The 19940-nt window shown below is 56.3% G+C and carries 18 protein-coding genes and 1 pseudogene; 8 read left to right on the plus strand and 11 right to left on the minus strand.

Annotation, left to right across the window (positions count from 1 at the left end):
* Positions 1 to 9: 9 nt before the first annotated feature.
* Positions 10 to 198, plus strand: coding sequence for a hypothetical protein (locus BJF97_RS25050; RefSeq protein ID WP_014226855.1), 189 nt, complete (start codon positions 10 to 12; stop codon positions 196 to 198).
* A gap of 333 nt (positions 199 to 531) precedes the next feature.
* Here BJF97_RS25050 and BJF97_RS25055 read toward each other — a convergent pair whose 3' ends face one another.
* From BJF97_RS25055 to BJF97_RS35555, 3 genes are all read right to left on the minus strand, one after another.
* Positions 532 to 1713: an aminotransferase-like domain-containing protein gene (locus BJF97_RS25055; RefSeq protein WP_014226856.1), complete on the minus strand. Its 1182-nt coding sequence runs from the start codon at positions 1711 to 1713 to the stop codon at positions 532 to 534.
* Positions 1714 to 1978: 265 nt separating this feature from the next.
* A complete protein-coding gene (gene gss, locus BJF97_RS25060; protein ID WP_009654105.1) occupies positions 1979 to 3850 on the minus strand; it encodes a bifunctional glutathionylspermidine amidase/synthase in 1872 nt (623 codons plus the stop codon).
* A gap of 76 nt (positions 3851 to 3926) precedes the next feature.
* Entirely contained in the window at positions 3927 to 4070 is a 144-nt protein-coding gene (locus BJF97_RS35555; RefSeq protein WP_305955792.1) for a hypothetical protein, read from the minus strand.
* On the opposite strand from BJF97_RS35555, the gene BJF97_RS25065 reads away from it, so the two are divergent.
* Both BJF97_RS25065 and yghU read left to right on the plus strand, forming a co-directional pair.
* Positions 4058 to 4618, plus strand: coding sequence for a DsbA family protein (locus BJF97_RS25065; RefSeq protein ID WP_014839560.1), 561 nt, complete (start codon positions 4058 to 4060; stop codon positions 4616 to 4618). The two genes, BJF97_RS35555 and BJF97_RS25065, sit on opposite strands and share 13 nt — an antisense overlap.
* A 72-nt stretch (positions 4619 to 4690) precedes the next feature.
* Entirely contained in the window at positions 4691 to 5557 is an 867-nt protein-coding gene (gene yghU, locus BJF97_RS25070) for a glutathione-dependent disulfide-bond oxidoreductase (protein WP_032692869.1), read from the plus strand.
* A gap of 35 nt (positions 5558 to 5592) precedes the next feature.
* Here the strand turns inward: yghU and yghX are convergent, their stop codons facing one another.
* The 6 genes from yghX to exbB form a co-directional block, all read right to left on the minus strand.
* Entirely contained in the window at positions 5593 to 6480 is an 888-nt protein-coding gene (yghX, locus tag BJF97_RS25075; protein ID WP_032692870.1) for a YghX family hydrolase, read from the minus strand.
* A gap of 121 nt (positions 6481 to 6601) precedes the next feature.
* On the minus strand, positions 6602 to 7096 hold the full coding sequence (locus BJF97_RS25080; protein ID WP_004105804.1) for a TIGR00645 family protein: 495 nt from the start codon (positions 7094 to 7096) through the stop codon (positions 6602 to 6604).
* Between the two features lie 107 nt (positions 7097 to 7203).
* Complete coding sequence (locus tag BJF97_RS25085; RefSeq protein ID WP_032692871.1) at positions 7204 to 8730, minus strand: glycoside hydrolase family 43 protein; 1527 nt, start codon at positions 8728 to 8730, stop codon at positions 7204 to 7206.
* Positions 8731 to 8743: 13 nt separating this feature from the next.
* Positions 8744 to 10162, minus strand: coding sequence for a glycoside-pentoside-hexuronide (GPH):cation symporter (locus BJF97_RS25090; RefSeq protein ID WP_032692872.1), 1419 nt, complete (start codon positions 10160 to 10162; stop codon positions 8744 to 8746).
* 201 nt (positions 10163 to 10363) lie between these two features.
* Complete coding sequence (gene exbD / locus BJF97_RS25095) at positions 10364 to 10789, minus strand: TonB system transport protein ExbD (protein WP_014226862.1); 426 nt, start codon at positions 10787 to 10789, stop codon at positions 10364 to 10366.
* A 6-nt stretch (positions 10790 to 10795) separates the two neighbouring features.
* On the minus strand, positions 10796 to 11527 hold the full coding sequence (gene exbB / locus BJF97_RS25100) for a tol-pal system-associated acyl-CoA thioesterase (RefSeq protein ID WP_032692873.1): 732 nt from the start codon (positions 11525 to 11527) through the stop codon (positions 10796 to 10798).
* Positions 11528 to 11778: 251 nt separating this feature from the next.
* Between exbB and metC the strand changes: the two genes are divergently transcribed.
* Complete coding sequence (gene metC / locus BJF97_RS25105; protein ID WP_032692874.1) at positions 11779 to 12966, plus strand: cystathionine beta-lyase; 1188 nt, start codon at positions 11779 to 11781, stop codon at positions 12964 to 12966.
* Between the two features lie 132 nt (positions 12967 to 13098).
* On the plus strand, positions 13099 to 13758 hold the full coding sequence (gene yghB / locus BJF97_RS25110) for a DedA family general envelope maintenance protein YghB (RefSeq protein WP_032692875.1): 660 nt from the start codon (positions 13099 to 13101) through the stop codon (positions 13756 to 13758).
* Between the two features lie 44 nt (positions 13759 to 13802).
* Here the strand turns inward: yghB and BJF97_RS25115 are convergent, their stop codons facing one another.
* Positions 13803 to 14702, minus strand: coding sequence for an AraC family transcriptional regulator (locus BJF97_RS25115; RefSeq protein WP_014226863.1), 900 nt, complete (start codon positions 14700 to 14702; stop codon positions 13803 to 13805).
* Between the two features lie 196 nt (positions 14703 to 14898).
* On the opposite strand from BJF97_RS25115, the gene yqhD reads away from it, so the two are divergent.
* The 3 genes from yqhD (at position 14899) to BJF97_RS25130 (ending at position 17576) form a co-directional block, all read left to right on the plus strand.
* On the plus strand, positions 14899 to 16062 hold the full coding sequence (gene yqhD, locus BJF97_RS25120; RefSeq protein ID WP_032692877.1) for an alcohol dehydrogenase: 1164 nt from the start codon (positions 14899 to 14901) through the stop codon (positions 16060 to 16062).
* Positions 16063 to 16194: 132 nt separating this feature from the next.
* The gene (gene dkgA / locus BJF97_RS25125; protein WP_025105927.1) at positions 16195 to 17022 is read left to right on the plus strand and encodes a 2,5-didehydrogluconate reductase DkgA; all 828 of its coding nucleotides are present in this window, start codon (positions 16195 to 16197) and stop codon (positions 17020 to 17022) included.
* A gap of 98 nt (positions 17023 to 17120) precedes the next feature.
* Entirely contained in the window at positions 17121 to 17576 is a 456-nt protein-coding gene (locus tag BJF97_RS25130) for an HIT family protein (RefSeq protein ID WP_025105926.1), read from the plus strand.
* Between the two features lie 127 nt (positions 17577 to 17703).
* Here BJF97_RS25130 and BJF97_RS25135 read toward each other — a convergent pair.
* Positions 17704 to 19884 (minus strand): annotated as a pseudogene (locus tag BJF97_RS25135) (YgiQ family radical SAM protein); the annotation flags it as partial.
* Positions 19885 to 19940: the final 56 nt, after the last annotated feature.

Raw genomic sequence — 19940 nt, forward strand, 5'->3', positions numbered from 1 at the left:
ATGAAACTGATGCCTACTATTACAGCCAGTAGTATGAAAGAAGCAAAAGAGTTAATGAATTGTGGGAAGTACAAAGAAATCGTTCTCAATTTCGATATTGATGCTGACGATTTTTTCACCCTCGCAACATCCCAGTCAGGAACAAAAGTCACCATCACAGACAGAAATAATCGCTCATCGGTCAAAGCAGAAAAATAATAAAAACCCCTGAGGCTCTTCTTATGCTGTTAGCTATTGGTACCGTCGCTGTTGCTTTTCTTTCCACGTTGATGCTGATCTGGCTTGACGATCGCATTACCGACCAGGATTAACGACCGGGGCCGGCGATAAGCCGCAAAACCGCCCGCCTCTGTGTTTCTCTCGCCCGTAGCCATCGGCTGCGGGCGATTCAAAAAACCCGCCAATCCCGTTTTCACATTACGCACTGATGATTTTCGCCCGCCGGCAGATCATGCATTCGCATAAAAACAGGGGCTTAAAGAAGAAAACGAGAAGGGAGCCCCGCGCCGCCGACGGCGCGGAGCACGGCGATTACAGCGACTTCGCCAGGCGCTCGACGGCGGTCATCAGACCCTCTGTCGACACCGTCGAGTAGGACAGGCGCAGCGTGCGGGTATCCGGGTTATCGTTATAGAACGCTTCTCCTGGTACGTAGACCACGCCATTTTCCAGCGTTTTCTTCATCCATTCCATGGTATCGAACGGATAACGGAAGCGAGCCCACAGGAACATACCGCCTTTAGGACGGCTGAACGCCAGATGCTCGCCAAGCTGCGATTCCAGCGCGTCGGCCAGCGCCACGCACTTCTTGCGGTAATCTTCGCGGATCAGGGCAATCTGGCTTTCCAGGCGGTTCATGCTCAGGTATTCCGCGGTGATGACCTGCGAGAGCATATTAGTGTGCAGATCCGCCGCCTGTTTAACGATCACCGTCTGCTGCGCCAGCCAGTCCGGCATCACGATCCAGCCAATACGCATCCCCGGCGCGAGGATCTTGGAGAAGGTGGAGGTATAAACCACCTGATCTTCACAGCCCAGCTCAACCGCATACTGATACAGCGGACGGCGTACTTCATCAGTGAAGCTGATTTCACCGTACGGATCGTCTTCGATAATGACGAAGTCGTGCTTTTTCGCCAGCTCAACCAGGCGGCGGCGACGCGCTTCGCTCAGGGTTTTCCCGCCGGGGTTGCCAAACGTCGGTACCAGGTAAACGGCTTTCACACGCGTGGTTTCCAGCAGATCGGCCAGCTGTTCCACCAGCATGCCGTCATCGTCGGTATCCACGCTGAGAATATTGGCCTGCGCCAGCTGGAAGACCTGCAGCGCCGCCAGATAGGTCGGACGCTCAACGACAATCGCATCACCCGGATCGAGCAGAGTGCGGGCGACGATATCCAGCGACTGCTGCGAACCGGAAGTGATATAGACATGGCTTGCCGAACAGGCCACGCCGCGCGCCTGACACAGTTCGCTAACGGCCTGACGCAGCGGCGGATAACCTTCGGTCAAACCGTACTGGAACGCATCGTTAAAGCGCCCGTTCATCACCTGCTGCACCGCCAGGTTCAGGCCTTCGGTATCAAAAAGCTCCGGGGCCGGAATACCGCCGCCCAGAGAGATAACGCCGGGCAGCTTACTGTGCTTGAGGAGTTCGCGGACGGCGGAGGGCTTAAGTTCACCCGCGCGGGCGGCGAGTCGCCGATCGTGCATACTATTTTCCTTTTCTGTCTTGTTGTTGTGATGTTTTATCTATTTTTACCGTTCATTCCCCCGGTCGCACTATGCTCACTGGGGCTACGGGTTCGTATGTTCGGTAGCCCGGACAGATGCGCAGCATCGCCTCCGGGTTATTCTTCAGCATCCTGCGGCCTTCCCCCGGGGGCGGCGCGATGCGCCTTGCCCGGGCTACAAATGCCGCAGGTGACGAGAACCGCAGCCCGGATAAGGCGCTCACCGCCGCAATCCGGGGCCAAACTTAACGGCTATCTGTGTCTTTTAGCACGATTAACGGCTCAATATCGCTCTCTTTTTTAACCACCAGAGAATCATCTCCGCGCAGGCAGGTCCCGCCGTAGTTACCGCCGACGGTGAAGGTGCAAACCTGGATGTATTTGCCATCCACTTTTGGCAGGCACCACAGCTGCTGGTAGATATTTTTGCGGTCGAAAAACTGGCCGCTGGTTTTATCCAGCACTTCGTCCTGCGGGCCAATCAGGTCGATATTGTTGCCGCAGCGGCCCGAGATAGGCTTAACCGCATAGCCGCTTTCCGCCAGCTGCTCGTTGACCACAAAATCCGTATCCAGAAGATAGCGATGATTGGGGAACAGCGACCACAGCACCGGCAAAATCGCCTTGTTGCCGGGGATGACCGTCCACAGCGGCTCGAAGACTAATACTTCCGGGCGCAGCAGAACGTCTATCAGGCGCACTTCATTATTCGGGTGTCCGGTACGTATCGGCACCGCCGCGTACTCATCGGCGCTGACTTCCCGCACCTGCTCAATGGCGGTCTCCCATGCCCAGGTTTTCCAGACGCAGTTGACCAGACGACCGTCGGCATCAATCAGCTGCCCGGCGGCATCCCAGCGCAGTTCATCCAGGCCAAACAGAATTTTGCTCTCGAAGCCGGCCTGGGTCAGCGAGCGCTGGATAAACTGCGCGTGGTAGTTCTCCTCCAGATCCTTATCCTGCATGATGTGCACGAAAGGACGCGCCCGGCTGTGCTTCCACGCTCCGGCCAGCTCATCCAGCAGATTTTCCGCCGGGTTGTGACCGGTGCCGTAGTAGCCCTGCTTCAGCCACTGCTCGAGGATCAGCCCGCCTTCGGTATGGCAGGACGCGGAATCGGCGTTGTACTCATACACCTTGAGCCCGCGCTCATCCATACAGAAATCCATGCGGCCGGTAATCATATGATGGCGACGGCGCTGCCACGAGAGGCGCAGACGCGGCCAGAGAATTTTCGGAATATCGAACAGCGCCAGCAGGCTGTCATCCTTCATCACCTTGTCGGTGGCGTGCAGGTACATCAGATGCAGCTCATTGGTGGCTTTGATAAGCTCCTGCTCGGCGCTTTCGGTGATGGTGAAATACTGGTAAGGGTCTTTATTGATGACGTGGCCGTTGGCTTCCACGTAGGCTTTTTGCAGCGAATCTTTCTCGTTGAGCCAGTTGCCGCGGTATTGGCCTTTATTCGGCAGCCGCGCGCCTTTGATGGCCATCGCCTCACCCGGCAGCACCGGCTGCGGCAGGCTGTGCTCGGTATCGGCGGTTTGGATCATCCAGCCGAGGATTTCGGTATCGGCAAAGGTGTCTTTAATCGTGTAGAGGCCGTTTTTCACTTCCAGCGTCAGCTCGCGGGTCCACTGCTGGCCCTGCGGCAGCGGCGAGTGAATGACGTTCTGTTCGGCGATCCTGACCTTATTCCCTATCAGTTGCGTAATCACCGCCACGTGGCCCGTGTGCTTAAACTCGCCGCCTTTCTGCCAGATCAGCAGTGAGCCGGCGAGAGGCGGACGGCGGGAGCCGTTGGCGAACGCCTGCAGCGGCAGAATATTGTCGTTGACCACCTCGCGGAGAAAACGCAGGGAGAAGATTTCGTAGGCCATGCCGACGTCGGTGAAAACAAAACCGTAGGTGAGGAACAGAAAGCGGCGCGCGAACTCCACGCACTGCCATTTGTGCCCCATATACTCATTACCGATATAGCTGCGGAACGTGGCGTCATCCGGATAATCTTGCGGATTTAAGCTACTGTAATTAGAAGAATAAATCGCCACGCCGCCCGGTGCGTAGCCTAATAGTGTACCAAACGGGGCGTCACTGCTTGTGGAACCTTTGCTCATTTAGCCTGACCTCAAATTAATGCAGCCCGGGCAGTTGGCGAAACAAAACTCCCTCTTCTTATCCTGCCGCAGGCACTTACCAGACAGAGGTGGAATGATGATACCACTCATTCGATTCGCTAATCGTGCCCTTAAGGAAAATAAGCCTGCGCCCCCGGGCAAAAGTGATATCGTTATTTGAGATAAAAAAACAATCAGGAGTCGACAATGAGCACACCATCGCATCTGACCGCCCAACCGCTGGTCTGGGGGCATGGCCCCCGCACCTTTGAGGTGTTCCTCGAACCCACCTGTCCTTTCTCCGTGCGGGCATTTAATAAGCTTGATGACCTGCTGGATGAAGTTGGCGCGGATAACGTGACGATCAAAATTCGTCTGCAGTCTCAACCGTGGCATCTGTTTTCCGGCGTCATCGTCCGCTGCATTCTCGCCGCGTCCACCCTGCCGCACGGCCGCGAGCAGGCGCATAAGGTGCTTAAAGCCGTCGCCGACCACCGCGAAGAGTTTGAGTTTACCGACCACTGCAGCGGGCCGAACATGAACGCCACGCCACAGCAGATTATCGAGCGTATCGAACGCTATAGCCACGTCTCGCTGGCCGCGGCGTTTGCCCGCCCGGAGCTGCAAAACGAGATCAAATGGCATAGCAAGTACGCGCGCCAGAACGGCATCCACGTGTCGCCGACCTTTATGGTTAACGGCCTGGTGCAGGCGGATCTCGGCAGCGGCGACGACGTCAGCGTATGGGCCGCGCGGATTCTGGCTTAGTACAACTCTCCCGCGCCGGCGCGGTAGCGCCAGCGACACGACATCAACACCTCACTAAAAAGGCAGATCAGCATGTCAGAGAATAACTACCAGCCACCTAAAGTGTGGGAATGGAAGCAAAACAACGGCGGCGCATTCGCCAATATCAACCGTCCCGTCTCCGGCGCAACGCACGATCGGGAGCTGCCGGTGGGGGTGCATCCGCTTCAGCTCTATTCGCTGGGGACGCCCAACGGCCAGAAAGTGACCATTATGCTGGAAGAGCTGCTGGCGTTAGGCGTCAGCGGCGCGGAGTACGACGCCTGGCTGATTCGCATCGGCGAAGGCGATCAGTTCTCCAGCGGCTTTGTCGAGGTTAATCCGAACTCAAAAATCCCCGCGCTCCGCGACCACTCCACCACTCCGCCGACCCGCGTTTTTGAATCCGGCAGCATCCTGCTCTATCTGGCGGAAAAGTTCGGCTTCTTCCTGCCCAAAGATCCGGCAGGCCGCGCCGAAACCCTCAACTGGCTGTTCTGGCTGCAGGGCTCGGCTCCGTTCCTCGGCGGCGGCTTTGGCCACTTCTTCAGCTATGCGCCGGTGAAAATCGAATACGCGATCGACCGCTTTACGATGGAAGCCAAGCGCCAGCTTGACGTGCTGGACAAGCAGCTTGCCCGCGGCCGTTTTGTGGCAGGAGAGGAGTACACCATCGCCGACATGGCCATCTGGCCGTGGTACGGCAACGTGGTGCTGGGGAATGTTTACAACGCCGCCGAGTTCCTGGATGCCGGTAGCTATAAAAACGTGCTGCGCTGGGCGCAGGATGTGGGTAAGCGCCCCGCCGTTCAGCGCGGGCGGATGGTTAACCGCACCTCAGGCCCGCTCAACGAGCAGCTTCACGAGCGCCATGACGCCAGCGACTTCGACACGCAAACCGAAGATAAACGCCAGGCGTAGCGCCCATGCCCGCCGGAGGCTTCCGCCTCCGGTTTTTAGCGCAAATACTTCTCAAACCACGCCAGCGTGCGTTGCCAGGCCAGGTCAGCCGCGGCCCGGTCGTAGCGCGGCGTGGAGTCATTATAAAAGCCGTGGTTAACACCCTGATAAATATAGGCCTCGTAGACTTTATTGTGTGCCTTCAGCGCTTTTTCATAGGCGGGCCAGCCTTCATTAATGCCGCTATCGAGTCCGGCATAATGCAGCAGCAGCGGCGCTTTAATTTTATCGACCTCATTCAGCGGCGGCTGGCGGCCGTAAAACGGCACCGCGCAGGCCAGCTCAGGGATCGCCACCGCCGCCGCGTTGCTGACGCCGCCGCCGTAGCAGAACCCGGTGATACCGACCTTCCCCGTCGCCTGCGGATGCTTCGCCATAAACGCGACCGCCGCAAAGAAATCATTCATCAGCTTCACGGGATCGACTTTCTGCTGTAGCGCGCGGCCTTCATCATCATTACCGGGATAGCCGCCGACGGAACTCAGGCCATCCGGCGCCAGCGCGATATAGCCCGCTTTCGCCACCCGCCGGGCAACGTCTTCAATATAGGGATTCAGGCCGCGATTCTCATGAACCACCACCACGGCGGGCGCTTTGTCGGCTATTTTCGCCGGCGTCACCTGATAAGCCCGCACTTCGCCGTGGCCGTCAGGAGAAGAGTAATGAATATACTCCGGGCGGATATCCGGGTCGGTAAACGCCACCTGCTCCGCCAGAGCATAGTCGGGCTTCAGCAGGTTAAACAGCGCCAGCGCAGTCATCCCGCCGACGGTATACTTCCCCGCCAGCTGGAGAAACTCGCGTTTGCTGATTTTGCCGTGGGCGTAGTAGTCATAGTATTCGAGCAGCTGCTGCGGAAAATCTTTGGCCGTTAGTCGCGTCATCACCCTGCCTCCGTTATTAAGCGCCCTTTAAGCAAAGCAGAAGCCCGGACATACGCCAGCGGAGAAAAGCAGAAACGGGGAGTAAAAAGCCCAGCGGCCAACACCGCCGGGAGAGGAGGGATCAGTGTTTCACTTTGGTCAGACGATCGAGGTAGCCCATCACAAAGGCCGACAGCACAAAGGTCAGGTGGATGATGACGTACCACATCAGCTTATTGTCCGGGACGTTTTTCGCATCCATAAACACCCGCAGCAGATGAATGGAAGAGATCGCCACGATGGAGGCGGCAACCTTATTTTTCAGCGAAGTGGCGTCCATTTTGCCCAGCCAGCTGAGCTTCTCCTTGCCCTCGTTGATATCCAGCTGGGAAACAAAATTTTCATAGCCGGAGAACATCACCATCACCAGCAGACCGCCCACCAGGGTCATATCCACCAGCGACAGCAGGGTCAGAATCATATCCGACTCACTGACGCTGAAAATATGCGGCAGTATGTGGAAGATCTCCTGAAAAAATTTGATCGTCAGCGCAATCAAACCGAGCGAAAGGCCAAAATAAACCGGCGCCAGCAGCCAGCGCGAGGCGTACATAGCATTTTCCAGAAAGCGTTCCATAAGATCCTGTCAGTTAACATAAACGGCCGCCATTATACCGCAACAGGGCAACGTTTATGCAACATCCAGCCGCCCGCATTATCTGCAGACGGCCAGAAACGGTTTCTTTATAGGATGACCTCAAAGTCCTGCAAAGCGCAGTAGCCCTCGCTTTGCAGGCCATCCATTGAAGCAGCCAGCAGGCCAAATTTCGCACCGACCCATTTCCCCTTCCCGGCAGCAAAACAAAGGGGAACCCCCTGCCACTCCTCCTCCTCAGCTCGCCAGGAAAATTGACACAAGCCGCCTTCGCCTACGGCAACCTGCAGCTGACACTTGCCGCGCTTAAGCTCAGCAAGAACCTGACGAGTTTCGCGCACAACGCCCGCATCGCTCATCCAACCGTGTCGCCACACGAGCCGGCAACTCCCTTGCCCAAACTCCACCAGCAAAGCGGCGTAGCGTTCGCCGTATACGATCAGGCCTCCGGCATCACCGTCCTGAGCGGCATATAACGTTACGCTTGTTTTCGCGCTAAAAGTTAGCGCCGGGAATTTCTGCAGCAACAGCTGCGGCGCCCAGTATAACGCTCTCTGTCCATCGACTTGGGATAATGGGGTGCAGCGTAATCGGAGTTCGCCTTCCGCCGGCAGCAGCCACTCAGGGCTGGGGTTAGCCTGCCACTGCCACTGTATTCCCGGTTGGCCTTGCGCAAAATAGTCGCTGGTTTGCGGCGCCAACGCCGGTGAAGGCGTTAACCCTTTCGGACGCGGCCAACGTAAAACCGGCTGTCCGACGCCGCAACTGCCAATCTGCTCACCGATACGCGGCCAGCCGTCGTCACCCCAGAACATCGGCTGGAGGTGAACCACGCGGCCATAGAGATGTAAGTCCTGGAAATGAACAAACCAGCATTCGCCCTTCTCGCCCTCCACCCAGCCGCCCTGATGTGGTCCATTTATCGATGTGTTTCCCTGGAAAAGCACGTTTTTGGCTTCCCAGGGCCCCGTCATCTGGCGCGCGCGCAGCACCGTCTGCCAGCCATTTTCTACCCCGCCCGCAGGAGCAAAGATGTAGTACCAACCGGCGCGTTGATAAACCTTTGGCCCCTCAAGGGTGGGTAAATCGCAGCAGCCGTCATAGATAATCTGCCCTTCGCCCAGTAATTCGCTGGCGTCCGGCGCCATCGCAAACAACTGCAGTTTATGCTTAATGCCGCTGCGGCTATGGGCGAAAGCATGTACCAACCAGGCCTGACCATTGTCGTCCCAGAACGGGCAGGGATCTATCCACCCTCTGGCCTGACGCAGGCAGTGCGGAGCGCTCCATTTCCCCCACGGGTCCTCGGTATGGCAGATAAAAATACCTTCATCTGGGGTGCTGAAGCAGACCCACAGCTTGCCATCGTGCCAGCGAATCGATGGCGCCCATACGCCCTTACCCGGCTGATACCGGTCATAACCCGGTAGCGGCAGTTCATCCAGAACGTGGTTGATAATAGTCCAGTTAACCAGGTCCGTTGAATGCAGGATCGGTAAAGCGGGCACATGGTTAAAACTGGAAGAGACCATAAAGAAATCATCCCTTACGCGCACGATATCCGGGTCGGAATAATCGGCGCATAAAATAGGATTCTGGTATTCAGAAGGGGTCATATTTCGCATCTCCTCAGGCCTTTTCCGGAACGGCGTTTAGCGGCAATTGCGTCTCTGAATGCGCCTGTTGCTGGCGCATGGACAGCTCTCGCTGAATTGTCTGCATCATTTTGTCATCCAGCTTATAGAAACGCGCCAGCCACCACAGGAGCAGGTAAGATAGTGATGGACCGAGCGTTAACAGCCCAACAATTCCCATTGTCGCCAGCGGAGTCTGCGCCGTTACGCCCGCCTGATAGCCAAATAGCCCAAGCGAAAAACCTACGGCGGCACCAGCAACCGCCATGCCCATTTTCAAAGCAAACAGATTACCGGAATAAGATAATCCCGTGATGCGACGACCAAACTTCCATTCGCCATAATCGGCGGCGTTGGCCATCATGTTCCATTTAAACGGCTGGTACATCTGATGGAAGAAGCCGACCAGAAAGTATAAAGGGAACACCACCGGCAGCCAGGTCGGCGGCACAAAGAACATTACGACGCCAACCAGAACCAGCAGGAGGTTGATATTTTTAAACAGCGAGACCGCGCGATAGCGCTTGGCCAGCCATCCGGCGGCGATGCTGCCGATAATCGTGCCAACGACGCTGGTGGAAACAAATGCTGATTTCATGGCTGTTCCCGCCGCGGACTCCACGCCGCCTAACATCAGGTAGGTTGCATAATAGAGCGTGGCGGCGCTGCGCATAACCCCGGCCATACTCGAGAAAAAAGTGATTATCGCCACAATACGCCACTGGTCATTCGCCAGAAGCTGACGGAGATCTTCGCGTATGCTCCCCTGCTGTTCAATCGCTGGAGCCACGCGTTCTTTAGTAGAGAAGAAGCAGAAAGCCAGCATTACAATAGCGATCGCGCCCATGATTCCCATTGTCGCCTGAAAACCAAACTGCTTATTTTCTTTACCTAAAAAATCCACCAGAAACAGGGTTGCGACAGAAACCATCAGACCGGCCAGAGAAGAGATCGTAAAACGATATGACTGGGCTGATAGGCGATCCTTCTCATCGCGCGTGATGACTCCGCCCAGCGCGCAGTAGGGAATATTGATAAAGGTGTAACACAGCATGAGTAAGGTGTAAGTCAGGTAGGCGTAAACCAGTTTACCCGATGCGCCAAATTCCGGAGTAGTGAAGGTCATTACCGCCAGCACGGCATAAGGGACGGCAAACCAGATAAGCCACGGGCGAAAATGGCCCCAGCGGGTCTTCACACGGTCTGCAACGATGCCGGTTAGCGGATCGGTAATCGCATCCAGAACTCGCGTCACCAGGAACATCACTCCGACTGCGGCAGCGGAGAGTCCGTAAATATCCGTATAAAACCATGTCAGAAACATGGTTACCGAAGAGTAGACGATACCGCAGGCTGCATCTCCCATGCCGTATCCCAGCTTCTCCGCAAATGACAGTTTATTATCGTGATCCACAATATAATCCCTCTCAGATGAAGTGGTATTCACTCTAGAGGGAGGATAAAAACTATCCTATTGTCATTTTTCGCATCGGGTTTATGTTTTCTGTTAACTGAGAAAGTTGTCACACATCTACACGATTGGTCTTACAAGTTTTTGCTTCAACTATAAGAAAGGCTGGCGCAAGGCCAGCCTGAGAAGATGGGTGGAGAGAGGTTACTTCGCTTTGACGGTTTCTTCGCCCACCAGGCCAATCTTCAGATAGCCCGCCTGGTGCAGGGTATCCATAACCTTCATCATCGTCTCGTAGTCCACGGTTTTATCCGCGCGGAAGAAGACGGTGGTGTCTTTCTTGCCTTCGGTCAGCGCATCCAGCGAGGCGATCATGCTCTCGTCGGTAATGGGGTCATTGCCGAGGAACATGGTTTTATCCGCCTTCACCGACAGATAGATCGGCTTTTCCGGACGCGGCTGCGGCTGGCTGGAGGAAGCAGGCAGATTCACCTTCACGTCGACGGTAGCCAGCGGCGCCGCCACCATAAAGATGATTAACAGCACCAGCATGACGTCGATAAACGGCGTCACGTTGATGTCGTGCATTTCGCCGTTATCATCGAGGTTTTCGTTAAAATGCATCGCCATAAAGCATTAACCTACGCGTAGTTTCTGGGCGGTACGTACCGGCTTAACGCCGCTGGCGCTCAGGTCCAGGTCGCGGCTTTGCAGCAGCAGAACCTGGGCGGCGACATCGCCAAGGGACGCTTTGTAGCTGGCGATCATGCGGGCAAAAATGTTGTAGATGACCACCGCCGGAATCGCAGCGAACAGGCCAATTGCCGTGGCCAGCAGCGCTTCCGCGATACCCGGCGCAACCACCGCCAGGTTAGTGGTCTGGGTCTGGGCAATCCCGATAAAGCTGTTCATGATGCCCCAGACGGTACCAAACAGACCAACGAACGGGGAAATCGCGCCGATCGTCGCCAGATAACCGTTGCCGCGCCCCATGTAACGACCCACCGCCGCCACGCGACGCTCCAGTCGGAAACCGGTACGTTCTTTAATGCCTTCGTTATCTTCAGAACCCGCGGAAAGCTCCAGCTCGTTCTGCGCCTCGTTGATCAAGCGCGAGGTCAGGCTTTTCGCATCGAAACCGTTAGCGATATCGCTGGCCTGGTCGAGAGAGCGTGCTTCAGCAACCAGCTGCTGTTCGCGCTTGAGGCGGCGCTTGCTGGCCAGGATTTCTGCGCCTTTGCCGAAAAAGATAGCCCATGTAACGACCGACGCCAGAATCAGGCCGATCATCACTACCTTAACGACAATATCGGCATGATGATACATACCCCAAACGGAGAGATCCGCCTGCATCAAATTATTACCCACACTGTATCTCCAGGACGTAAATCACAAAATCTGCGCACAATAATATCAAAACGACATCGAATTGATAGTGGTTCTCATTAGTATTTACACTGTGCAGCAAATCACGTTTATTTTCCTTGCGCTTACGCAGTAAAAAAGTTGCTGACCCCGCCGTTGATAAAATTTTTACCTGTATCCGCCGCGACCCGGTACATCAACGGGCATTCATGTTAGTTTAGACGTCCAGACGTATAAAAACAGGTTATCTGAACATGGCTGATAAACATCTTGATACTGCGCTGGTTCACGCCGGGCGCAGCAAAAAATACACCCTGGGCTCGGTAAACAGCGTCATTCAGCGCGCCTCATCGCTGGTTTTCGACACCGTCGAAGCGAAAAAGCACGCGACGCGCAACCGCGCCAAAGGCGAGCTGTTCTACGGGCGTCGCGGGACGCTGACCCATTTCTCCCTGCAGGAAGCAATGTGCGAGCTGGAAGGCGGCGCCGGCTGCGCCCTCTTCCCCTGCGGCGCGGCGGCGGTCGCGAATACCATTCTGGCGTTCGTCGAGCAGGGCGACCATATTCTGGTGACCAACACCGCCTATGAGCCTACCCAGGATTTCTGTACCAAAATTCTCGCCAAACTCGGCGTCACCACCGGCTGGTTCGACCCGCTCATCGGCGGCGATATCGCTCGTCTGGTGCAGCCGAACACCCGCGTGGTGTTCCTCGAATCCCCCGGCTCCATCACCATGGAAGTCCATGATGTTCCGGCGATCGTCGCGGCGGTACGTCGCGTCGCTCCCGAAGCCATCATTATGATCGACAACACATGGGCGGCGGGCGTGCTGTTTAAAGCGCTGGAGTTTGGTATCGATATCTCCATTCAGGCCGGCACCAAATATCTGATCGGCCATTCCGACGCGATGGTGGGTACCGCCGTGTCCAATGAGCGCTGCTGGGCGCAGCTGCGCGAAAACGCCTATCTGATGGGGCAAATGGTGGATGCCGATACCGCCTATATGACCAGCCGCGGTCTGCGCACCTTAGCGGTACGCCTGCGTCAGCACCATGAAAGCAGCCTGCAGATTGCCGAATGGCTGGCGCAGCATCCGCAGGTGGCGCGCGTGAATCATCCCGCCCTGCCCGGCAGCAAAGGCCATGAGTACTGGAAGCGCGACTTCACCGGCAGCAGCGGTCTGTTCTCTTTCGTGCTCAATAAACGCCTGACCGACGCCGAACTCTCCGCTTATCTGGACCACTTCAGCTTGTTCAGCATGGCCTACTCCTGGGGCGGCTTTGAATCGCTGATTTTAGCCAACCAGCCGGAACACATTGCCGCAATCCGTCCTGATGCTGAAGTTGATTTCAGCGGCACGCTGATCCGCCTTCATGTCGGGTTAGAAAATGTTACCGATCTGCTGGATGATTTAGCGGCGGGCTTCGCGCGTATCGTGTAAAGTGACAGTCAGTGGCAACAATAGCGGACGTTTTTTAGAAAAACGGCCGCTTTAGTTGCGCCCGGGATCAAGGTGCCCGAGCCTCTTCAGGAGTACACTAGACAAAAAACACGGTACCACTTAGGAAAGTCCATGGTTGTCATTCAAGAAATTGTCGCCGCGCTGTGGCAGCATGATTTTGTCGCGTTGGCAAACCCCCACGTTGTGGGCGTTGTATATCTGGTCATGTTCGCAACCCTGTTTCTGGAAAACGGTCTGCTGCCCGCCTCATTTTTACCGGGCGATAGCCTGCTGCTGCTCGCCGGGGCGCTCATCGCCAAAGGCGTAATGGACTTTGTACCTACGGTCGCCATTTTAACCGCCGCGGCCAGCCTCGGCTGCTGGCTGAGCTATATCCAGGGGCGCTGGCTGGGTAACACCGTTACGGTTAAGCGCTGGCTTGGGCATCTGCCGCATAAGTACCATCAGCGGGCAACCTGCATGTTTGACAAACACGGCCTGCTGGCGCTGCTGGCCGGGCGTTTCCTGGCGTTTGTTCGCACCCTGCTGCCCACCATGGCGGGCATTTCCGGGCTGCCAAACCGCCGCTTCCAGTTCTTCAACTGGCTGAGCGCGCTGCTGTGGGTTGGCGTAGTCACCGGTCTGGGCTATGCGCTGAGCATGATTCCCTTCGTTAAGCGCCATGAAGATCAGGTTATGACCTGCCTGATGATTCTGCCTATCGCGCTGCTGATCGCCGGGCTGCTCGGTACGGTTATCGTGGTGATTAAAAAGAAATACTGTAACGCCTGATCGTTTACCGGGGCGGCGCGAATTCGCCGCCCTTACATCGTTCGTCACATCCCCTGAATCGTTCTGATACGCGCCGCATCCTCCCCCGGCGTCATGCCGAAATAACGCTTAAACTCGCGGCTGAACTGCGACGCGCTCTCATATCCCACCCGCATCGCCGCCGCGCTGGCTTTCATGCCGTCGTGGATCATCAGCATGCGCGCTTTATGCAGGCGATAAGTCTTCAAATACTGTAGCGGGGAGGTGCTGGTGACCGATTTAAAGTTATGGTGGAACGCCGAAACGCTCATATTCGCTTCCGCCGCCAGCTGATCGACGCTGAGGTTCTCTGTGTACTGGCTTTCAATACGCTTCAATACGCGGCTAATCAGGCTGAAGTGGGTCTGACGACTGACCAGCGCCAGCAGCGCTCCCCCGCACGGACCGGTCAGCACGTGATAGAGAATTTCGCGGATAATCTGTTTGCCAAGAATGCGCGCGTCCAGCGGACGCTCCATGACATCCAGCAGGCGCTCCGCCGCGCACAATATCTCTTCGGACAGTACCGCAGAGTTGATCCCGCTCGACGCCATGGACGGCTGAAACTGCTCATCTTCCCCGATATCCATCAGCAGTTCTTGCAGCTGAAGAATATCGACGTTCAGCCGTATTCCCGCCAGCGGGACTTCCGGAGTGGCGAAGGTTTCGCATTCAAACGGCAGCGGTACCGTCAGCAGCAGATACTCATTGGTGTCATAGCGAAAAGTACGCTCGTTAATGTAGCCAATTTTATGCCCGGAAAAGAGAAAAACGATCCCCGGCTGATACATAACCGGCGTGCGCGTTCCCGGCTGGGTGCCGTACAGCAGGCGAATATCCGGCAGCAGAGCATTAAGCATTTCTTCTTTATCTTTCAGCTGATTAACCTTATGCGTTAATAGCTGGCATATCTCAGCGCGGTTCATTTATCGTGCTTCTCCGAACGTTTTTATACCTTCGCATTGTGCGCACTTCCGGCGAATTTCTCCAGCCCCAAGGAGAAATGGGCAAGACAACGGCAGGAATGTGCATTGAGGGGAACGGCCCGCGGGAACACAATGTCCGTCATCTGGCAGAGGTATTGTCTCTGCTGGCGGTTTTATCTATTTGAGGGCACCAGCCATGAACAATTTCGACCTACATACCCCAACCCGCATTCTGTTCGGTAAAGGCGCGATTGAAAATCTGCGCGATCAAATCCCGGCGGATGCACGCGTGCTTGTCACCTACGGCGGCGGTAGCGTGAAGAAAACCGGCGTGCTTGATCAGGTTCTGAGCGCGCTGAACGGCATTGACGTTCGGGAATTTGGCGGCATCGAGCCAAACCCGTCCTACGAAACGCTGATGAACGCGGTGAAAATCGCGCGTGATGAAAAGATCACTTTCCTGTTGGCGGTGGGCGGCGGCTCCGTTCTCGACGGCACCAAATTCATCGCCGCGGCGGCCCACTATGCGGCCGATAGCGATCCGTGGGAAATCCTCGAAACCTACGGCAGCAAAGTGGCCAGCGCTATCCCGATGGGCTCCGTGCTGACGCTGCCGGCGACCGGTTCCGAATCCAATAAAGGCGCGGTGATCTCGCGTAAAACCACCGGCGACAAACGCGCGTTTATGTCCACCCACGTCCAGCCGGTGTTCGCTATTCTGGATCCGGTTTACACCTACACCCTGCCGCCGCGCCAGGTGGCTAACGGCGTCGTTGACGCATTTGTCCATACCGTTGAGCAGTACGTCACCTATCCGGTCGACGGCAAAATCCAGGACCGCTTTGCCGAAGGTATTCTGCTGACCCTGGTGGAAGACGGCCCGAAAGCGCTGAAAGAGCCGGAAAACTACGACGTTCGCGCCAATATTATGTGGGCGGCCACCCAGGCGCTGAACGGCCTGATTGGCGCAGGCGTGCCGCAGGACTGGGCGACCCATATGCTCGGCCACGAGCTAACCGCCATGCACGGTCTCGATCACGCCCAGACGCTGGCTATCGTTCTGCCGGCCCTGTGGAATGAAAAACGCGATGCTAAACGCGCCAAGCTGCTGCAGTACGGCGCCCGCGTCTGGAACATCACCGAAGGTTCCGAGGAAGAGCGCATTGACGCCGCCATCGCCGCAACGCGTGATTTCTTCGAACAGATGGGCGTCCCGACGCGCCTTTCCGCCTACGGTCTGGATGGCAGCTCCATCCCGGCGCTGCTGGCGAAACTGGAAGAGCACGGCATGACCCAGCTCGGTGAAAATCAGGATATTACGCTGGACGTCAGCCGCCGTATTTACGAGGCTGCGCGCTAATCAACGCCCTCTCCGACGCGTAAACTCGCGCAAAGGAGAGGAGTTTAACTACCGTTTTTAGCTATTTCGTCCAGACTTAATGCTACCCCTCGGCGGAATTTATTCCGCTGAGTTCATTAACAGGAGGAAGGCATGACACATCCAACCGTTATAAAACTACACGACGGCAACCTGATGCCGCAGCTGGGGCTCGGCGTGTGGAAAGCAGGCAACGAGGAAGTCGTCTCCGCCATTCATAAGGCGCTGGAAGTCGGTTATCGCTCGTTTGACACCGCCGCCGTGTACCAGAATGAAACCGGCGTCGGCAATGCGTTAAGCAGCGCAGGCGTCGCCCGCGATGAGCTGTTCGTCACCACGAAACTGTGGAATGACGATCAAAAACAGCCCAAAGAAGCGCTGCAGGAAAGCCTTAAAAAACTGAAGCTCGACTACGTCGACTTATACCTCATTCACTGGCCGGTTCCGGCAACTAACCATTACGTCGACGCCTGGAAAAGCTTAATTGAGCTGCAGCAGCAGGGGCTGGCAAAAAGCATCGGCGTCTGTAATTTCCAGGTTCATCATCTGCAAAAAATCATCGATGAAACCGGCGTCGCTCCGGTGATAAACCAGATTGAACTTCACCCGCTGATGCAGCAGCGCCAGCTTCACGCCTGGAATGCGACGCATAAGATCCAGACCGAGTCCTGGAGCCCGCTTGCGCAGGGCGGCGAAGGGGTATTCGATCAGAAAATTATTCGTCAACTGGCGGATAAATACGGTAAAACCCCGGCGCAGATCGTTATCCGCTGGCATCTCGACAGCGGCCTGGTGGTGATCCCGAAATCGGTGACGCCATCGCGCATTGCCGAGAATTTTAACGTCTGGGACTTCCGTCTTGATAAAGATGAATTGAGTGAAATCACTAAACTGGACCAGAACAAACGCCTGGGACCCGACCCGGATCAGTTCGGCGGTTAACCTTTCCTGCTCCGTCGGCTTCCGGCGGAGCATCGCTTTGCTATCCGGCTAAAACCACGTACATTCAGGGTTTATTGCAATCAAATGGATGCGTGCTGATGAGCTGTATTTTCTGCCAAATTGTTGAGGGGAAAGCCCCCTGCCATAAGGTGTGGGAAGATGAACACCACCTCGCCTTTCTCTCTATTTTCCCTAATACCGACGGTTTTACGGTCGTGATCCCGAAGAAGCACTACCCCAGCTATGCGTTTGATATGCCGCCGCAGGCATTGGCCGATCTGGTGCTGGCTACGCAGAAGGTGGCGAAGCTTCTGGATAAAGCCTTTGATGACGTGGGCCGTACGGGGATGTTTTTTGAAGGCTATGGCGTTGACCATGTCCACAGCAAACTCAGTCCGATGCACGGCACCGGCGATATGACCCAATGGCGGCCTATCGAGTCGCGTCAGACTAAGTTTTTTGCGCAATATGAAGGCTATCTCTCTTCCCACGATCATGAGCGGGCGGATGATGAAAAGCTGGCGGCGCTGGCGGCCAGAATCAGAGAGGCATAGCCATAGAATTTGCTTTGCCGTTTGGCAAGCGGCTGACCGGGCCCGGAATTATCAGGCCCGGTCATACAGAAGCGCCAGCGGGCAGGCAGCCGAATTAACGACCGGCAACCTTACCGCGTTTTACGGGCTTCTTCGCCGTCGCCCCGCCGTTCGAGCGCTGGTGCACAATCGGCGTATGCTTGGTCAGCGCCGGACGGGTATGGCGGTTCTGGCGACGCGCTTCGCGCATTTCGTCGATCGTCGGCGCCGGTACCAGGCAATCGCGACGGCTGCCGATCAGGTGCTTTTTACCCATGGTTTCCAGCGCCTGGCGGATCAGCGGCCAGTTGGCCGGATCGTGATAGCGCAGCAGCGCCTTGTGCAGGCGGCGCTGTTTGTCACCCTTCGGCACCACCACATCCTCACTCTTATAGCCAATCTTACCCAGCGGGTTCTTGCCGGTGTAATACATGGTGGTCGAGTTCGCCAGCGGCGACGGATAGAAGTTCTGCACCTGATCCAGGCGGAAACGATGCTGTTTAAGCCACAGCGCCAGATTCACCATATCTTCATCCCGCGTGCCGGGGTGGGCGGAAATAAAGTATGGGATCAGATACTGCTCTTTACCGGCCTGCTTCGAATAGGTATCAAACAGCTGCTTAAAGCGATCGTAGCTGCCCATACCCGGCTTCATCATTTTCGACAGCGGTCCCTCTTCCGTATGCTCCGGGGCAATCTTCAGATAGCCGCCAACGTGGTGGGTAGCCAGCTCTTTGATATAGCGCGGGTCTTCAACGGCGATGTCGTAACGTACGCCGGAAGCGATGAGGATCTTTTTGATGCCTTTCAGGTCACGGGCGCGGCGATAGAGATTAATCGTCGGCTCATGGTTAGTGTCCATATGCGGGCAGATATCCGGATAAACGCATGACAGGCGGCGGCAGGTCTGCTCGGCGCGCGGCGACTTGCAGCGCAGCATATACATGTTGGCCGTTGGGCCGCCAAGATCGGAAATAATGCCGGTAAAACCGGGAACCGTGTCGCGAATCGCTTCGATTTCATTGATGATCGAATCTTCGGAACGGCTCTGAATAATACGCCCCTCATGCTCGGTAATTGAGCAGAAGGAACAGCCGCCAAAACAGCCGCGCATAATGTTAATCGAGAAGCGGATCATCTCGTAGGCCGGAATGCGGGCATCGCCGTATGAGGGATGCGGAACGCGCTTATACGGCAGGGCAAACACGCTATCCATCTCTTCGGTGGAGAGCGGGATTGCGGGCGGATTAACCCAGATATAGCGCTCGCCGTGCTTCTGCATCAGCGCGCGAGCGCAGCCGGGGTTGGTTTCATGGTGCAGAATACGCGACGCGTGCGCGTAGAGAACCTTGTCGCCTTTCACCTTCTCAAAGGAAGGCAGCAGGACGTAGGTCTTCTCCCACGGCTTCGGACGCGGGGGCTGCACGGTAACGCGCTTCGCTTCCTGTTTTGGCGGTGCGACGGTTTTGTTATCCGCGCACGGCAAATCTTCACCGTACGGATGCGGAATCGGGTCGATTTTCCCCGGCGTATCCAGACGCGTGGAATCCACTCCGCTCCAGCCCGGCAGCGCCTCTTTCACCATGATGGCGGTGTTGCGTACGTCACGAATTTGCCCGATGGGCTCGCCGGCGGCCAGACGGTGCGCCACTTCCACCAGCGGACGCTCGCCGTTGCCGAACATCAGCATATCGGCTTTGGAGTCCACCAGAACCGAGCGACGCACGGTATCAGACCAGTAGTCGTAGTGCGCGGTACGGCGCAGGCTGGCTTCGATACCGCCGAGGATCACCGGGACATCTTTCCAGGCTTCTTTACAGCGCTGGGTATAGACCAGCGTGGCGCGATCCGGGCGTTTACCGGCAACGTTACCCGCCGTGTAGGCATCGTCATGACGCAGCTTGCGGTCGGCGGTGTAGCGGTTGATCATCGAATCCATGTTGCCGGCGGTGACGCCGAAGAACAGATTCGGTTTACCCAGGCGCATAAAATCGTTTTTATTATTCCAGTCCGGCTGGGAAATAATCCCCACGCGAAACCCTTGCGCTTCCAGCATGCGTCCGCAAATCGCCATGCCGAAGCTCGGGTGATCGACATAGGCATCGCCGGTAACCAGAATGATGTCGCAGCTATCCCAGCCAAGTTGATCCATCTCTTCTCGCGACATCGGCAAGAACGGCGCGGGGCCAAAGCAGGCGGCCCAGTACTGCGGCCAGGAGAAAAGGTCACGATCCGGTTGGATCAGGGATATTGCGCTCATATTGCTTCCGGGGAAATGATAAAAAAACAATCAAAAAGGGCGGCGATTATAAGCCGGAACGATGGAAGAAATGAAGGAGGTTTTTC

Origin of the sequence: Klebsiella sp. LTGPAF-6F, assembly GCF_001753185.1 — a bacterium.
Classification (GTDB): domain Bacteria; phylum Pseudomonadota; class Gammaproteobacteria; order Enterobacterales; family Enterobacteriaceae; genus Klebsiella; species Klebsiella michiganensis.

What these genes read in the sequence shown, in the direction of transcription:
- BJF97_RS25050 (WP_014226855.1), top strand. Translation starts at nt 10, where the DNA reads ATGCCTACTATTACAGCCAGTAGTATGAAAGAAGCAAAAGAGTTAATG.
- BJF97_RS25055 (WP_014226856.1), bottom strand. Translation starts at nt 1,713, where the DNA reads ATGCACGATCGGCGACTCGCCGCCCGCGCGGGTGAACTTAAGCCCTCC.
- gss (WP_009654105.1), bottom strand. Translation starts at nt 3,850, where the DNA reads ATGAGCAAAGGTTCCACAAGCAGTGACGCCCCGTTTGGTACACTATTA.
- BJF97_RS25065 (WP_014839560.1), top strand. Translation starts at nt 4,058, where the DNA reads ATGAGCACACCATCGCATCTGACCGCCCAACCGCTGGTCTGGGGGCAT.
- BJF97_RS35555 (WP_305955792.1), bottom strand. Translation starts at nt 4,070, where the DNA reads ATGGTGTGCTCATTGTCGACTCCTGATTGTTTTTTTATCTCAAATAAC.
- yghU (WP_032692869.1), top strand. Translation starts at nt 4,691, where the DNA reads ATGTCAGAGAATAACTACCAGCCACCTAAAGTGTGGGAATGGAAGCAA.
- yghX (WP_032692870.1), bottom strand. Translation starts at nt 6,480, where the DNA reads ATGACGCGACTAACGGCCAAAGATTTTCCGCAGCAGCTGCTCGAATAC.
- BJF97_RS25080 (WP_004105804.1), bottom strand. Translation starts at nt 7,096, where the DNA reads ATGGAACGCTTTCTGGAAAATGCTATGTACGCCTCGCGCTGGCTGCTG.
- BJF97_RS25085 (WP_032692871.1), bottom strand. Translation starts at nt 8,730, where the DNA reads ATGACCCCTTCTGAATACCAGAATCCTATTTTATGCGCCGATTATTCC.
- exbD (WP_014226862.1), bottom strand. Translation starts at nt 10,789, where the DNA reads ATGGCGATGCATTTTAACGAAAACCTCGATGATAACGGCGAAATGCAC.
- metC (WP_032692874.1), top strand. Translation starts at nt 11,779, where the DNA reads ATGGCTGATAAACATCTTGATACTGCGCTGGTTCACGCCGGGCGCAGC.
- yghB (WP_032692875.1), top strand. Translation starts at nt 13,099, where the DNA reads ATGGTTGTCATTCAAGAAATTGTCGCCGCGCTGTGGCAGCATGATTTT.
- BJF97_RS25115 (WP_014226863.1), bottom strand. Translation starts at nt 14,702, where the DNA reads ATGAACCGCGCTGAGATATGCCAGCTATTAACGCATAAGGTTAATCAG.
- yqhD (WP_032692877.1), top strand. Translation starts at nt 14,899, where the DNA reads ATGAACAATTTCGACCTACATACCCCAACCCGCATTCTGTTCGGTAAA.
- dkgA (WP_025105927.1), top strand. Translation starts at nt 16,195, where the DNA reads ATGACACATCCAACCGTTATAAAACTACACGACGGCAACCTGATGCCG.
- BJF97_RS25130 (WP_025105926.1), top strand. Translation starts at nt 17,121, where the DNA reads ATGAGCTGTATTTTCTGCCAAATTGTTGAGGGGAAAGCCCCCTGCCAT.